Source organism: Mesonia sp. HuA40, assembly GCF_008017835.1.
Classification (GTDB): domain Bacteria; phylum Bacteroidota; class Bacteroidia; order Flavobacteriales; family Flavobacteriaceae; genus Mesonia.
The window spans coordinates 151,050-166,851 of sequence record NZ_VRLT01000059.1 but is presented as its reverse complement, the minus strand read 5'-3'; the positions used below and the strand labels follow the sequence as shown (position 1 = coordinate 166,851).

Genomic DNA, 15,802 nt, shown 5'->3' with positions numbered 1-15,802 from the left:
TTTATTCAAATATATATATTTGGCTAATACTTAGTACTCATGAAAATTTTAAAAAAATCACAATTGTTAGGTTTGCAAAATACCTTAGAAGGTGAAATTTACACTGGTGATTTATACAAAAAAATATATGCTACCGATGCCTCTGTGTATAGAGAAATTCCCTTGGCTGTGGCCTTTCCTAAATGCGATGCCGATGTAGTTTTACTGATTAAATTTGCGCAAAAAAATAAAATTGCGGTAATACCTCGTGCTGCAGGTACATCCTTAGCGGGTCAAACAACAGGAAAAGGCATAGTAATTGACTGTTCCCGGTACCTTAATCGCGTTATAGAAATCAACGCTGAACAAAAAAAAGCCGTGGTGCAAGGTGGGGTAGTGCGAGATGAATTAAATCAGCTTTTAAAACCGTTTCAACTTTTTTTTGGTCCAAATACTAGTACCTCCAACCGTTGTACAATAGCCGGAATGATTGGTAATAATAGTAGTGGTACTACTTCAATTCAATATGGTACCACACGCGATAAACTGATTGCTTTAAAAGTAGTTTTACATACTGGACAAGTGATTCGTTTAACATCAAAAAATGTTAGCGAGCTCCAACACCTGCAACAGGACCAGACTTGGGAGGGTAATTTATATCGACAAATATTAAGTTTATTACAAAATTCAAATAACCAAAAGAATATTCGGGAAGTTTATCCACATCCTGAAATTCACAGGCGCAATACAGGATATGCCCTCGATATCTTGATGAATCAAAAGCCTTTTAATGAAAAGGGAGAATCTTTTAATTTAGCTAAATTAATTTGTGGTAGCGAGGGTACTTTAGCTTTTATTTTGGAAGCTGAATTGGCTTTAGATGATTTACCTCCCGCTAATGAGGCTATGCTTGCCGTACATTTTTATAATGTGACCGATGCGCTTGAGGCTGTAGAAACGGCCATGCAGTCGAATTTATACATGTGTGAATTGATGGACAAAACCATTTTAGATTGTACCAAAGGTCATCTTACTTATCAAACGAGTAGATTTTTTATACAAGGTGACCCTGGAGCCATATTGCTATGTGAGTTGCGAAGTGATTCATCAGAAGGCCTTCAAAAGCAATTGAATGTTTTACAAGAAAAACTTAACCAACATACAAAAGCTTATGCCTCGCCTGTTTTATATAACGAAGATATTCTCAAAGCAATTGAATTGCGAAAAGCCGGCTTAGGTTTATTGGCTAATCTAAAATTAAATAAGAAGGCAGTGGCTTGTATTGAAGATACAGCGGTACGCTTAACCGATCTAGCCTCCTATATTAAGGACTTCACTGCCATTATGAATAAATACCAGCAACAAGCTGTTTATTATGCTCACGCTGGAGCGGGAGAGTTACATTTAAGGCCAATATTAGATCTAAAGCAAAAAGAAGATATTGTGTTATTTGAAAAAATAACCCGCGAAGTAGCCTTGTTGGTAAAGCAATATCGTGGTTCCTTTAGTGGTGAACACGGAGATGGCAGAGTGCGTTCTCCATTTTTACCCGAAATTTTAGGACCTCAAGTAATGAATTTAATGCAACAGGTTAAAGAATGGTTCGATCCAGATAAAATCTTTAATCCACATAAGATCATTCAACCTAAAGCTATGACACAAAGTCTACGCTATGATGTTGAAAAAGCAAAACCTGCTGATTTACCTACAGCGTTTAATTTTGGGCGTGATTTCTTGAATGAAGTTGAGCAATGTAATGGGAGTGGTGACTGCCGAAAGGGAATAGGGGCAGGTGGAGTAATGTGCCCGAGCTATCGGGCTACGAAAAATGAACGAGATACCACACGCGCAAGGGCCAATTTGTTACGTGAGTTATTAACCTATCCAGACCAAAAGAATCCGTTAAACAATAAGATGGTTAAAGAAGTTTTAAGTTTATGTGTAAGTTGTAAAGCTTGCAAAAAAGAATGCCCATCGAATGTAGATATGGCGACTTATAAAAGTGAAGCTTTATTTCATTTTTATAAAAACAATTCCAGGCCATTATCAGATTACGTATTTGCCTACCAGCATAAATTACTTAAAGCCTCTCAAGCATTCAATTGGTTTATTCAGGTAAATTGGCTACAAAAATTACTAAAAAAAGGCTTAGCAATCGCTCCAGAACGGGAATTGCCTGTGACTGCTAAAAAATCGCTAAGGGCAATGCTTAAAAGTAGGCATAAGCAACAAATTTCAAATCAACAAGCAACGCCTGTTTATTTATTTATCGATGAATTTACAGATTTACTTGATCCTATGATAGGTTTTACAGCTTCGAAATTATTGGAAAGATTAGGATATGATGTGGTTGTAACTGCCCATAAAGCTAGTGGACGTGCATTTTTATCTAAGGGCTTTCTTAAACAAGCCAAAAAACTGGCTGTTTTTAATGTAAATCACTTTACAGAGATAATGCCTCACAATGCAGTATTAGTGGGTATAGAACCAAGTGCTATTTTAACTTTTAGAGATGAGTACATTAAATTGCATCCTAATCCAAAAAAAGCTAAGCAACTTGCCTTAAAAACTTTTTTATTAGAGGAATTTCTGGCAAAAGAAATCGATAGAGGACATATAAAGACTAATGCATTTTCTAGAGAAAAAAAGACGATTAAGATTCACACGCATTGCCATCAAAAAGCTTTAGGACAGTCTCAAGACACCTTTAAAATATTAAATTTACCCAAAAACTATTCCGTAAAGCTAATGGCTACGGGATGTTGTGGCATGGCGGGTTCATTTGGATATGAAAAAGAAAATTATGCCATAAGTCTAAAAATGGCCGAGCAAAACCTGATGGGAAAATTAAAAAATTTAGATGAAGAAACCCTAATTGTAGCTAACGGTACAAGTTGCCGAGAACAGATTAAACATTGCAGCCCTATAAAAGCAAAGCACCCCATCGAGGTGCTTTATAATGCTCTTTTATAATAATCTACTTGCTTTTACTTAAAGTAATAGTTTACTATAGTTTGAGAAGAACTTTGTGATCCGCTAGTAGGAAAACTAGGCGCTATTTGTCCTATTGCATCACTAAAATTATAATTTAAATCGCTTTCGCTAAAAATAAGACCAATGTCTTCTGCGAAGAAATTCACTTGGGTAAATACCTCTTGTTGGGGTAAGATATTTACGGGAATAAATAAATTGGCATCAATTTTCAATTCTAACACCAAAGATGTCTTCAAGATATCCTCATACGTAATACCGCCCGCATTAAATTGTTCGATAAAAGCATTCTGAATGGTTTTTAATTCTACATCAATAGTAATCGGTACAGAAGAGCCTTCGATTACAATGTTTTGGTCAAGTTGTTGTTTAACGCTTGATAAAACGCCTCCTGTAGATTTATTTTTATCGTAAATAATTAGGTTTTGTATGGGTATGTTCAAATCAGTACCGGTGTCTAATCCGTCAGGGCTAAAAGAAAAATTACCATTATAAATCAACTGCCCGTTAGATTTGATTAAGGTACCTTGACTTAAAATACCAGTGGCTAAACCTTGATTGATATCGCCTTCTAGGCTAGACGTAAAGCCAAAACGGTTATCTCCTAAGGCGTTAGCGGTTAATTCTTCTATAATTATATTTTCGGCAAGACCTGTACTTTCATCTGTATTCTTATTTTCATACTCCCAAACATAATTATTGGATAAAGGAAAATAGTTTCCAGAATTTACATCGTTTACGTTATCCTCGTCTGAAGAACAACTGGCTAAAGCTAGGCCTAAAAAACCAAGCAAAACAAATTTTAATCGCATCGTTTTATTTTTTATAAGTACAAATTTAATTAAAATTTACCGATAAACACCTAGTAGTAAACACTTCTTAATGAATGAGATTATTTTAGGTTTGAATTTTGGCATTAAAAAATTACATTTGTAAAAATTGACTATGGCAGGAAATACTTTTGGCAACTTGTTTAAATTAACCACTTTTGGCGAATCTCATGGTGAGGCGCTTGGCGGTATTCTAGAGGGTTGCCCTGCTGGTGTTAGTATAGATGAAAATTTTATTGCAGACGAACTTGCTCGACGCAAACCTGGTCAATCGGCCATAACTACCCAACGCAAAGAGCAGGATAAAGTTCATTTTTATTCGGGTATTTTTGAGGGGAAAACTACAGGTACGCCAATTGGTTTTGTTATTTATAACACCAACCAGAAGTCAAAAGATTACGATCATATAAAGACGGTTTATCGTCCCAGTCACGCTGATTTTACCTACGATAAAAAATATGGCATTCGCGATTATCGCGGAGGAGGTCGCTCAAGTGCCAGAGAGACGGCTTGTCGCGTGGTAGGCGGTGCTATTGCCAAGTTGTATTTAAAAAATATTTCATTTTTTGCCTATACCACTCAGATAGGATCCATTCAATTAGATGCAAACGAAGGCCTAAATATAGAGGAACGTGAAAAAAATCCGGTAAGGGTGCCTCACGCTCAAAAAGCAATTGAGATGGAGCGTCTAATTAAAAAAATACGTAAAGAGGGAGATACTATTGGGGGTGTTGTGGCTTGTGAAATTAAGGGGCTTCCGGCCGGGTTAGGCGAACCGGTTTTTGATAAACTGCACGCTCAATTGGGCAAAGCAATGCTATCAATCAATGCGGTAAAAGGCTTTGAAATAGGAAGTGGTTTTGCTGCGGCTACTATGCGCGGTTCAGAGCACAACGATCTTTTTAATACCGATTTAAGTACCCAAACCAATTATAGTGGCGGCGTACAAGGTGGCATTAGCAACGGTATGCCCATTTACTTTAGGGTTGCTTTTAAACCTGTTGCCACACTTATGCAAAAACAAAACACGGTTGATATTAACCAAAAAGCGGTGGTTATGCAAGGCAAAGGTAGACACGACCCTTGTGTGGTTCCGCGGGCCGTTCCTATAATTGAAGCGATGGCAGCATTGGTCGTTGCCGATTTTGATTTGTTACAAAAAAGATTTACTAAATAATAATTTATATTTAATGAAAAAACTTGCACTGCATTGGCAAATTATTATCGGTATGGTGGCCGGTGTGCTTTTTGCCTTAGTACTTAGTAATTTTGGTTGGGGACCCACTTTTATACAGGATTGGATAAAACCTTTTGGAAACATTTTTATCAATGCTTTGAAACTAATTGCGGTACCCTTAATATTAGCTTCTCTGATTAAAGGAGTATCAGATTTGAAAGATATATCAAAACTCTCCCAAATGGGCTTGCGTACTATTTTAACCTATGTGTTAACCACGGTTATAGCGGTAAGTATAGGTTTGGGTGCAGTGAATTTAATTAAGCCCGGACATAGCATCACCGAAGAAACTCGAGAAGAATTGATTGCCAATTATGATGGCGATGCCGAATTAAAACGTAAAGACGCACAAAAACAAAAAGAAGCGGGTCCGTTGCAAGCTCTTGAAGATATTGTACCCTCTAACATCGTAGGTGCGGCCGGGAAGAATGAAAATATGCTGCAGGTTATTTTCTTTGCCATCTTTTTTGGTATCGGACTCATTTTAATTCCTGAAAAACAAGCGCAACCCGTGAAAGATTTCTTTGACGGATTTAATGAGGTGATTCTTAAAATGATAGATATCATTATGCTTTTTGCTCCCTATGGAGTTTTTGCGCTATTAGCAGCCTTGGTAGTCGAGTCACCTAGCACCGATTTATTTGCCGCATTGGGTATGTATACGCTCACAGTAATCTTAGGCTTGCTGCTCATGATCTGTTTTTATATCCTCATTGTATGGTTATTCACCAAACGCTCGCCTAAGTTTTTTGTAGATGGCATCTCACCTGCACAATTATTGGCATTTTCAACCAGTTCTAGCGCGGCAACCTTACCGGTAACTATGGAGAGGGTAGAAGAGCACTTAGGAGTTGAAAAAGAGGTGAGTAGTTTTGTTTTGCCTATAGGAGCTACCATTAATATGGATGGTACAAGCTTATACCAAGCCGTTGCGGCTGTTTTTATTGCACAAGCTTTTGGTATGGATTTAAGTTTGGGTGCCCAATTAGGCATAATTGCTACCGCTACTTTGGCATCAATTGGCTCGGCTGCGGTGCCGGGTGCTGGTATGGTTATGCTGGTGATTGTTTTGGCTCAAGCGGGTATTCCAGAAGCTGGCTTAGCGCTTATTTTTGCGGTAGATAGACCCTTAGACATGTGCAGAACAACGGTAAATGTGACTGGAGATGCTTCGGTTTCTATGCTAGTAGCCAAAGCAGTAGGAAAATTAAAAGACCACCCCTTTGTAAAAAATTGGGATGATCATTATAAGAAATAACCGCTTAGCAAGAAGCATTTTCTTTATTAATTAATAAAATTTATATCTTTACAGCTGTAATTCAGGATTTATGAAAAAAATACTACCCTTTATTTTATGCAATCTGCTGGCTTTGGCAAGTTTTGCGCAAATAGGAATTAATACCGATAGTCCAAGCCCGGCGGCTGCACTTGAAATAAAAAGCAGTTACAATAATAAAAATTATGGCGGCTTGTTGATTCCTACAGTAGACGCTACCGAGCGCGATAAGATCTCGGACAAAGCCACCACTGCCGACGGAGGCATGCTTATTTATTATGTAGAAGGCAACACGCGTTGTTTACAAATCTATGATGGAATAAACGGCAGTTGGGCAGACGTATATTGTATGCCAACCAACTATGCTCCCATCGCGAGCAATGTGTTTATCTCAGGTATAATTGAAGACACCCAAATTTTAACGGCGAATTATACTTATAGTGATATTGAAAATGATGCAGAGGGAACTACCACTTTTGAATGGTTTATTGCCGATGACGCTCAAGGAACCAATACAACTTCTTTAGGGGTAACAACCACTGGTACCTACACCCTGCAAACGGCAGATGTAGGTAAATTTATCTTTGTACGCGTAACCCCTGTTGCCTCAGCAGGAGAATTTATTGGTAGCCCAGTAGATTCACCATTGCGTGGCCCTATAGAAGCTGCAGGCGGCGTAGCCAGCGATTTGTTTATATCTGAGTATGTAGAAGGAAGTAGTTACAATAAAATTATAGAAATTGCCAATTTCACTGGGCAAGATGTAAATTTAAGTGAATATCACCTTAGAATATTTAGACAGACTGGTAACCTCACAGGTCCAATTTCTCTAACATCTAACACGTTAATAGACGGTGATGTTTTTGTTATTGCTAATACTGCGAATGTTTTAGCCACTGGAGAGGTTGACACCCAAACAGGCAGTCTTAATTTCAATGGTGATGATTCGGTTTTATTGTATTATCAACCCCTAGGAGGAACAGAAACCTTAATTGATATTATAGGTCCAGATTCATTGGTAAACCCGCCTAGCAATAACCCAAATTTTGCTAAGGATGAAACCCTGCGCAGAAAACCTGGTCTTGGTCCAAGTACGACTTATGATAGTAATGACTTTGATAGCTTTTCTATAGACGAAGTATCAGATATCGGTTCACACACTTATTAATATGAAAAATTTTTATTACATCTTTATATTTTTATTGTGCCATATTGCCACGGCTCAAGTAGGTTTTAATACCGATAATCCTTCTACGGCCAGTACCCTGCATATAGAAGCAGAATACAGCGCTGGGGTATTTGGCGGTTTAAAGTTACCCGTAGTCACCCTAACTCAAAGAAATAATATTAGAGTCGATGCTGAAACTATGCGTGACGATGGTTTAATGGTGTATGTTCACGATGAAATTAGCAACACCTACTGCTGGCAAATTTATGATGCCAAAATAGGAGAGTGGCATAACATTCAATGCTTTACCAAAAATTGCGGTGGCGGAGCTTTGTTTACAGAAGATTTTGAAGCTTATGCTTTAGATACTGGAATTACTGGTACAAACTCTGCCAGTGGTGATTACCCTACTACCAATTTTATATTAACTAGTTTTACAGCTGGTACTAATACAGCGAACCATCCTGGAACGCTAGTTGATGCCGATGATTATGCTAAGGTTGCAGGTATTTCTAACGATAAATATTTATCTTTTAGAGATACTGGGGGGCCATTACGCTATACCACCCAACCAGCGATTGATATTGTGGGCTATGCTAATGTAAGCTTTAGTATAGACATTAGTTCAACCAACAGCCTAGAATACGATGATGCCAACCATACCGGTGATTTTAACTGTACCGGAGGCAATGATTATGTTGATGTAGAATATTCTCTTGACGGTGGTCTAACCTATATCGAAGTACCTAATTATAACGGTCAAGGTAACGCCAATCATACTTTTATAGGTGATATACCCCCAACAACCCTTAGCGTGAGTAATTTAGTAGGGAGTAGTTTAATTATAAGGGTACGGGTACAAAACAATGAGGATACAGAATATATTTCTATAGATAACGTGAGCGTTACTTGTGGAAATTAACTTTCTTTAGACAAAATCTGCTTGCGAATGCAAGCAGATTTTTTTTGAACTTATTTAAACTATTTATAAAAATTTAGCGGTTTCCTGTTCAGTAGGCAATCTGCAGGTATTTTTTTTCCCGAACCAACGGTATCGGTTTTTAGCTACAATATCATAAATCGTATTTCGAAAACCCGTAGGCAGAAATTTAAAATAGCTTATTACTTTCGGCCAACCTTTTAATTCGGCTGCTATTGCTAAGGCGGCATCAGATTTTATTTCATAAGTATTTCCTGGATCAATATATACAATAGAATCAATTTTTTGGGTATCTATTCCGCGCTCAGCGAGCATTTGCATTCCCAAATCGCTTTGTAGAGAAGCAAACCGAAAAACGTCTTTGGTATCCCGCTTTATAATAAAATCTACACTAGTGTTGCAAAGATTACAAACGCCATCAAACAAAATAATTTTTTTATTTACTGGTAATTCCTTTCTCATTTTTTTGCTTTTTGAACTAACTCTAATTGTTTTAGAGGAGTTTCGGTGGTAAACATTCCGTAATTTACCAATGCTTTTCCTTTTTCGATACGGTCTATTGTTCCAATAGAGCGACTACCTTCTAAACGCACCCGATCATTAATACCAAACGATGCCAATTGCTTTACCGTTTTCTCTTTTGCTTTTTTCTCTTCTTTCTTTTTTTCTTCTTTTTTCTTCTGTCTTATTTTCTCTATTTTTTGCTGTGCTTCTTGTGCCAATTTCTTTTTAGCTGTAGCCTGTTTTTGCTTTTCCTTTTTATTGGCTTTTTTGCGCTTAGAATTTTCTATAGCTACTAGTTTAAGAAATTCTGCTACCATTGCTTTTTTCTTCTTGTTTTCAAAGAATCCTTTGGCTAAGTCTTCAAATTTTTGACCTAAATATATCAACTTTTGGTTACCATCATACAACTCTTGAAAGCCTTCTAACTTTTCTTGAATCCGTTTGTTGGTCTCGTCTAGTTTTTGTTTTTCCTTTTGCGCTACAAGTTCTTTTTCTTTAAGAGAGGTTGTGGTTTTAACCAATTTTGAGCGTTCTTGTTGCAATTTAGCAATGCTTTTATCAAAACGCAATTTGCCGCGTTCAACCTTCTTTTTAGAGCGATTGATTAAACTAAAAGGGATACCATTTTTTTGTGCCACTTCAAAAGTAAAAGAACTTCCTGCTTCACCTAGATGCAGCTTAAACCGAGGTTCTAAGGTTTGGGCGTCAAAAAGCATATTAGCATTGCTAATGCCTGGCGTTTCCTGGGCCATACGTTTTAAGTTGGCATAATGCGTTGTGATAATACCGTATGACTTTTTCTCATAGAACACCTCTAAAAAGGTTTCGGCTAATGCACCACCTAATTCAGGATCACTTCCCGTTCCAAATTCATCGATTAAAAACAAAGTATGCGCATCGCATTGTTTTAAAAAATACCGCATATTTTTTAAACGATACGAGTAAGTACTCAAGTGGTTTTCAATACTTTGATTGTCGCCAATATCGGTTAAAACTTTATTAAAAAAGCACATACGCGAGTATTCGTGTACAGGTATTAACATACCCGCTTGTAGCATTATTTGTAAAAGCCCCACGGTTTTAAGGGTAATACTTTTACCGCCCGCATTGGGTCCAGAGATTACTACGATATGATTTTGTTCGTTTAATTGAATACTTTGCGGGTAGGTTTTGACTCCCTTAGCCTGATTACTAAGTAACAGCAACGGATGATACGCATCCTTTAAGTCTAATTCTTGATCTTCAGAAAGAATAGGCAAAACGCCATTCATACGCTTGGCATATTTAACCTTAGCCGCCGTTAAATCTATAAAACTTAAAAAATCTTGATAGGCCTTTAAAAGGTTTACATGTGGCCTTATGGTATTGGTTAAAGCCTTTAAGATGCGTCTGATTTCTTCTTTTTCTTCAAACACTAAATTCCCCAATTCACGTTCAAGATTCAAAGTGCGTTCGGGCTGAATATATATGATACTTCCCGTTTTAGAGCTTCCTAGCACGGCGCCTTTTACTTTTTTTCTATGCATGGCCGTTACTGCCAAAACCCGAATGTTATCGACTACACTTTCTTTAATATCGGCTAAAAAGCCCAAGGAATTATAATGCCCTAGTGCCGAATTAAAACTACTGTTTAATTGGCCTTGAACCGCTTGTATAGATCGCCTAACTTGTTGAAGCAGGCTAGAAGCCTCACTGCGCACCTCGCCATACTCATCAACAATAGCCGATATGTCTTGCTCAATTTGAGTAGTAAAATAAACCTCTTGACTGCGCTGATATAAATTAGGATAAAGTTCTTGGTATTTATGGAAATACCTAAGCTGAATATTTGTAGTTTGCGCCAAAGAAAAAATCTTTCGAAAACTCAGTAATTCAAGTACACTATTTTCTAATTTTAAAAGCTTGATTTCTTTGTCTACTGCATCAAAGCCGTGATTAGGAACGGGTTTTTCTTCAAAAGCAGAAGATTTATATTCTTGGGTTTGAAACAGCGATTGTTTACTAGCTTCAACGCTTGGGTATGGCTTTAGATTCAAAGCTAAATCTTTACCGTTGCTGGTAATACAAGCTTCGGCTAGTTGTTCGCCAATTTGATTAAATTCTAAATCTGTTAGTGTTTTTTCTGAAATCTTAATCATAGTTTTTCTACATTCGTAGTCGGTACAAATTTAAATAAATTATTGATGGAATTTACCTTAAGTGAGCAATGGACAAAGGTATTGGAAAAAGAATTTACAAAAGATTACTTTACGGATTTAACTTCATTTTTAAATGATGTTTACCGCAAAAAAACTTGTTACCCCTCTCCTGAATCTATTTTTAGAGCATTTAATTTGTGTGATTTTGATGAAACCAGAGTAGTTATTTTGGGGCAAGATCCTTATCACGGGCCTGGCCAAGCCGATGGATTAGCTTTTTCTGTACCCAATGGTATAAAGGCACCTCCTAGTTTGCGCAACATAATTAAAGAAATCGAGGAGGATTTACAAGTGAAACCTCATATCACAACCGATTTAAGTGCGTGGGCGCAGCAAGGTGTACTTTTGTTAAACGCAAGTTTAAGCGTAGAAGAGAAAAAACCTGGTAGCCACTTAAAAATGGGGTGGGAGCAATTTACAGATGCTTGTATACAAGCTATTTCTAGAGAAAAAAGTGGTGTAATTTTTATGCTCTGGGGCGGATTTGCTCAGAAAAAGAAAACATTAATAGATGTTGAAAAACACCATGTACTCCTTAGCGGGCATCCTTCTCCTTTAAGTGCCAATAGAGGCTATTGGTTTGGAAACAAGCATTTTAGTAAAGCTAACGAAATTTTAATCCGTAAAGGAGAAAATCCTATACAATGGTAGGTTATTCAACACCATACTTTTCTGAGTCTGGTTGATTTTCCAATTTATTTCTACTAAAAAGAAATAAAATTAAATTTAAAAACAACAATACTGCTAAAACAATTAAAAAAACAATCATAATCTCTGGCCTTTACTCACTAGATGCAAAAAAGGCGCAAAGGTTGCGTTAATTTTTAAACTACACAAATATCTTGGTGCTTTGAACGTGAATTTATTAAACCTAAGGCTAATAACTCTTTCTGAATTTCCTCTAATTCAGCCTCACTTAATTTATTTTGACTCCACTCCGTTTGGTTAAGCCATTTTTCAACATCCGTTTTATCGAGTTTATATTTTTCGGCAATTTCATCGACTAAATTGGTTTGTTCTTTCAAATCGGCTGATAGCTGATTAATAACGTTTAGAAGACTTTCAAGTAATTCTTTATTATTTAGTATAAATGCTTCTTTTGCTACCAATACAAAACATGGCCAAGGCGTTGGAATGTCTCCCAGGCGCCTAAAAATTTTTTGATCTACAAAAGGCTTAGTTGTAAAATGTTCCCATAAAAAATACTGGGCTTGATCTTGGGGTAGAGCTTTCAAGGCTCCGTTTAAATTCTTTACGTTTTCAAAAGTTAACTTTTCTAAATCCCAATTTTGTTGTTTGGCATGCACAAAAGCCATGAGATGACTACCCGAACCGCGCCGGCTTATGGCCGCTTTCTGACCCCGTAATTGTTCTACATTGGTAAAAGTAGAATTCTCAGCCACGTGAATTCCCCACATAAGTGGCGTATCAACAAATTTTTGTAAAATTAGAAAGGGGTAGTCTTGTTCTATAGCCTGTATAGCACTTTCTGTAAGCATAATTCCAATATCTATGCGATCATTGGCTAGGGATTTAATTAATTGGCCCGAACCACCATAAAAGTCTTCCCAAACCACCTTAATGTCTTTAGATTTAAATTTTCCCTGCTCCATTGCCTTGTGCCAAGGAAAGTTGAAATGCTCGGGCACACCACCTATTTTTATTTCTTTCATGCTTCGTGTTTTTCTTTTAAATAGGCATAAATTTCAACCTGTGAGCGTATTGGTTTTTCTCCTCTATCTTTGGTTACATACCTATTATTTTCCAAGTGATCTTGAATACGTGCTTTTTGATTATCTTGAAATTGCAAATTTAATATTATACGAAGCTCTTTAAAAATAGATTCGTCAATAATTGGTAAAAGTACTTCGATTCGTCTATCTAAATTACGTTCCATCCAATCTGCACTTCCCATATACATTTTAGGGTTTCCATTATTATGAAAAACATAAATTCTACCATGTTCTAAATAATTATCAAGAATACTGGTTATAAAAATATTTTCGCTAAGTCCTTTTACTCCTGCACGCAGACAAGTAAATCCGCGTACCAGCAACCTTATCTTAACACCGCTTTGACTCGCTCTATACAGTAAGTTAATAATTTCTTGATCTTCTAGTGAATTTAGTTTAGCTTCTATTTTGGCTTCATTACCCGCCCGTGCGTTATCAATTTCTTGCAATATTAATTGCGTAAAGGTTCTACGAGTGTTGAACGGAGATATGAGTAGGTGATTCGCCCGGGGTATAATCAATTCTCCTTCAAGAACTTTAAATAATCTATCCAATTCTTTTGTGGCTTTTTCGTGAGCGGTAAAAATGCCATGATCACAATAGATTTTACTGGTTTCGCTATTAAAATTGCCGGTACCTATGTAGGCATAGCGGCATTTCTCGCCATTTTCAATACGATTGATTAGAAAAACCTTAGAATGTACTTTAATTTTAGGATAGCTATAGATTACCTTGGCTCCTAATTTTTCAAATTTTCGCCCCCAAATGATATTGTTTTCTTCGTCAAAACGTGCTTTAGCTTCAATAAAAACCGTAACCGTTATGCCATTTTTAATTGCTTTAATCAAAGAGCTGGTTAGTTTAGATTCATCGGCAACACGGTAAAGAGATATTTTAATATCGGTAACCGATTGGTCCTGGGCGGCTTGCTCTAAGAATTCTTCAACTACAGCAAAATCCATATAAGGAAAATGAACCAAAACATCTTTGTTTTGCACCACTTTAAAGTAATCTTCTTTATTAATAAAAGCTCTGTGTTTTAAAGGCTTTAATTCCTCTTTTTTTAAATTTAGCTTATTTTCAGGAATAGGAAAATCAAAAAAATCACTAAAGTTATGGTAACGGCCACCAGGCATTAGGTCTACTTTACCTAATTGAAGATGCTTGCGCAAGGCTTTTAAGGGTTTTTGAGGAACGGTGGCATCGTAGAGTAGGCGGGTAGGTTGCCCATTGGTGCGTTGAGCTAAAGAATCATATATTTTTTCGGCTAATTCACCATCGTATTTATCTTCGATGTACAGTTCGGCATCACGCGACATTTTTATTTCGTAAATCCCTTCAATTTGTTCTCCAGGGAATACTTCATTCATCTTCAATCTTATAATATCATCGATAAACGTTATATAAAAACCTTTACTTTTATCATTAAAAACGTAAAACCTACCGAAATCTGGAAAGGGTATATTGACAAGACCTGCGTTATTATCTCCCTTAAAATTTACAAAGAAATATATGGTGTCATTTTCTAAGAAGACAGGCTTTTCATCGTTAAAGGAAATAATTTGAGTAACTAATTTAGGTTTAAGTACGTTTTGAAACAGTTGCTTTGCTTCATTAGTTTGTTTTGAATTATAATCTTTCTCATTTAACAGAAATATTCCATTTTGAGCTAAATCGGGTATTATTTCATCGTGAAAAACTTTTCCAAAATCGGCTTGCATGGTTTTAACCTTGGTTAAAATTTGCTTTACCTTTTTGTTGGGTTTAAAAACTAATTTTTTTCGTAAACTTTTCTCAACTTTTTTAATTTGGCGCAACTGAGAAACCCGAACTCTAAAATACTCATCTAAATTAGAGGAAAAAATCGCCAAAAACTTAATGCGTTCATATAACGGATTCACACGATCTTGAGCCTCTTGCAAGACGCGCTTATTAAAATTTAGCCAATCTAAGTCCCTGTGTTTATAATTTTCGTCGTGGCTTTCTTTCATTTTTTGAATTTGCTCAAAACTACTAATAAAAAGGAGGGGATGTTTTTAATAGTTTGTTAAATCAGTTTAGTTTTACCAATTGGTTAAGCGTGTATAAAATAAGCCTATCTACACTTTCTTTGGGTTGTTCACTAAAATTTCCCGTTGCTCTATTGGCTATTATTGCATTGATTGCCGCGGCTCTATGACCTAATATTTTACTTAGCCCAAATATGGCACTGGTTTCCATTTCTAGATTGGTGATTATTTTATTATCGCACTTAAATTCGACCAATTGGTCTATAAAGCTAGGGTCCTGCAATTTTGCGCGAAGCACACGACCCTGCGGACCGTAAAATCCTACATTTGACCCTGTGATTCCCAATTTAATACCTTGGCCTTCAGCTAAAAGCTTTACAACCTGCTCATCGCCATCAATAATATAAGGTTTAGGTTTACCCGGATGAATTTTTAAGTGATTTTGAATGGCTTCCGTAAAGCTAGAATTAATCGCCTTATCGCTTTCATAATAAAAAATCAAACCATCAAAACCCAATCCTTTTTCAGAAACAACAAACGAATCAACTGGTATACTCTTTTGTATAGATCCAGAAGTACCGATACGCACAAAAGTCAATTGCTTATGTTCTGATTTAGGAATACGCGTTTTTAAATTGATATTGGCAAGTGCATCTAGCTCATTGATTACTATATCTATATTATCTGTGCCTATACCAGTAGATATAACGGTAAATCGTTTTCCTTTGTATGTGCCTGTTTTGGTGTGAAATTCTCGTTTATCAACGCTGTGCTCAAGGTTATCAAAATGTTTTGCTACTCGGTCAACCCGATTAGGATCACCTACCGTTATTATGGTATCGGCTATTTGATGGGGTAGTAAATTGAGGTGATAAACGCTACCATCGGGATTTAAGATTAACTCACTTTCTTTAATTGCTTCCATTCTAATTATTTA

General features: G+C 36.6%; 12 protein-coding genes. 6 read left to right on the top strand and 6 right to left on the bottom strand.

What is annotated here, in order from left to right; all coding sequences use genetic code 11:
- The first annotated feature begins 39 nt into the window (after positions 1-39).
- Positions 40-2,952, top strand: coding sequence for an FAD-binding and (Fe-S)-binding domain-containing protein (locus tag FT993_RS10470; RefSeq protein ID WP_147862500.1), 2,913 nt, complete (start codon positions 40-42; stop codon positions 2,950-2,952).
- 14 nt (positions 2,953-2,966) lie between these two features.
- Here FT993_RS10470 and FT993_RS10465 read toward each other — a convergent pair whose 3' ends face one another.
- A complete protein-coding gene (locus FT993_RS10465) occupies positions 2,967-3,782 on the bottom strand; it encodes a hypothetical protein (protein WP_147862499.1) in 816 nt (271 codons plus the stop codon).
- Positions 3,783-3,915: 133 nt separating this feature from the next.
- Here FT993_RS10465 and aroC point away from each other — a divergent pair, with 133 nt between their 5' ends.
- The 4 genes from aroC (at position 3,916) to FT993_RS10445 (ending at position 8,403) form a co-directional block, all read left to right on the top strand.
- Entirely contained in the window at positions 3,916-4,977 is a 1,062-nt protein-coding gene (gene aroC / locus FT993_RS10460) for a chorismate synthase (RefSeq protein WP_147862498.1), read from the top strand.
- A 13-nt stretch (positions 4,978-4,990) separates the two neighbouring features.
- Positions 4,991-6,295: a dicarboxylate/amino acid:cation symporter gene (locus tag FT993_RS10455; protein WP_147862497.1), complete on the top strand. Its 1,305-nt coding sequence runs from the start codon at positions 4,991-4,993 to the stop codon at positions 6,293-6,295.
- A gap of 70 nt (positions 6,296-6,365) precedes the next feature.
- A complete protein-coding gene (locus tag FT993_RS10450) occupies positions 6,366-7,481 on the top strand; it encodes a lamin tail domain-containing protein (RefSeq protein WP_147862496.1) in 1,116 nt (371 codons plus the stop codon).
- A gap of 1 nt (position 7,482) precedes the next feature.
- On the top strand, positions 7,483-8,403 hold the full coding sequence (locus tag FT993_RS10445; RefSeq protein ID WP_147862495.1) for a hypothetical protein: 921 nt from the start codon (positions 7,483-7,485) through the stop codon (positions 8,401-8,403).
- 63 nt (positions 8,404-8,466) lie between these two features.
- On the opposite strand, the gene FT993_RS10440 is transcribed toward FT993_RS10445, so the two are convergent.
- A complete protein-coding gene (locus FT993_RS10440; protein WP_147862494.1) occupies positions 8,467-8,883 on the bottom strand; it encodes a thiol-disulfide oxidoreductase DCC family protein in 417 nt (138 codons plus the stop codon).
- Positions 8,880-11,063, bottom strand: coding sequence for a DNA mismatch repair protein MutS (locus FT993_RS10435; RefSeq protein ID WP_147862493.1), 2,184 nt, complete (start codon positions 11,061-11,063; stop codon positions 8,880-8,882). The genes FT993_RS10440 and FT993_RS10435 overlap by 4 nt, the downstream gene beginning before the upstream one ends.
- Positions 11,064-11,108: 45 nt before the next feature.
- Here FT993_RS10435 and FT993_RS10430 point away from each other — a divergent pair, with 45 nt between their 5' ends.
- The gene (locus FT993_RS10430) at positions 11,109-11,774 is read left to right on the top strand and encodes a uracil-DNA glycosylase (protein ID WP_147862492.1); all 666 of its coding nucleotides are present in this window, start codon (positions 11,109-11,111) and stop codon (positions 11,772-11,774) included.
- A 173-nt stretch (positions 11,775-11,947) separates the two neighbouring features.
- On the opposite strand, the gene FT993_RS10425 is transcribed toward FT993_RS10430, so the two are convergent.
- From FT993_RS10425 to FT993_RS10415, 3 genes are all read right to left on the bottom strand, one after another.
- Positions 11,948-12,796, bottom strand: coding sequence for a substrate-binding domain-containing protein (locus FT993_RS10425; protein WP_147862491.1), 849 nt, complete (start codon positions 12,794-12,796; stop codon positions 11,948-11,950).
- Positions 12,793-14,847, bottom strand: a complete 2,055-nt coding sequence (ppk1, locus tag FT993_RS10420) for a polyphosphate kinase 1 (protein ID WP_147862490.1) — start codon at positions 14,845-14,847, stop codon at positions 12,793-12,795. The genes FT993_RS10425 and ppk1 overlap by 4 nt, the downstream gene beginning before the upstream one ends.
- A gap of 61 nt (positions 14,848-14,908) precedes the next feature.
- Complete coding sequence (locus tag FT993_RS10415; RefSeq protein ID WP_147862489.1) at positions 14,909-15,790, bottom strand: nucleoside phosphorylase; 882 nt, start codon at positions 15,788-15,790, stop codon at positions 14,909-14,911.
- Positions 15,791-15,802 lie beyond the last annotated feature (12 nt).

Bases quoted from the DNA above. Each gene is read 5' to 3' on its own strand.
- aroC (WP_147862498.1), top strand. From the start codon at position 3,916: ATGGCAGGAAATACTTTTGGCAACTTGTTTAAATTAACCACTTTTGGC.
- FT993_RS10440 (WP_147862494.1), bottom strand. From the start codon at position 8,883: ATGAGAAAGGAATTACCAGTAAATAAAAAAATTATTTTGTTTGATGGC.
- FT993_RS10465 (WP_147862499.1), bottom strand. From the start codon at position 3,782: ATGCGATTAAAATTTGTTTTGCTTGGTTTTTTAGGCCTAGCTTTAGCC.
- FT993_RS10425 (WP_147862491.1), bottom strand. From the start codon at position 12,796: ATGAAAGAAATAAAAATAGGTGGTGTGCCCGAGCATTTCAACTTTCCT.
- FT993_RS10450 (WP_147862496.1), top strand. From the start codon at position 6,366: ATGAAAAAAATACTACCCTTTATTTTATGCAATCTGCTGGCTTTGGCA.
- FT993_RS10470 (WP_147862500.1), top strand. From the start codon at position 40: ATGAAAATTTTAAAAAAATCACAATTGTTAGGTTTGCAAAATACCTTA.
- ppk1 (WP_147862490.1), bottom strand. From the start codon at position 14,847: ATGAAAGAAAGCCACGACGAAAATTATAAACACAGGGACTTAGATTGG.
- FT993_RS10445 (WP_147862495.1), top strand. From the start codon at position 7,483: ATGAAAAATTTTTATTACATCTTTATATTTTTATTGTGCCATATTGCC.
- FT993_RS10415 (WP_147862489.1), bottom strand. From the start codon at position 15,790: ATGGAAGCAATTAAAGAAAGTGAGTTAATCTTAAATCCCGATGGTAGC.
- FT993_RS10430 (WP_147862492.1), top strand. From the start codon at position 11,109: ATGGAATTTACCTTAAGTGAGCAATGGACAAAGGTATTGGAAAAAGAA.
- FT993_RS10455 (WP_147862497.1), top strand. From the start codon at position 4,991: ATGAAAAAACTTGCACTGCATTGGCAAATTATTATCGGTATGGTGGCC.
- FT993_RS10435 (WP_147862493.1), bottom strand. From the start codon at position 11,063: ATGATTAAGATTTCAGAAAAAACACTAACAGATTTAGAATTTAATCAA.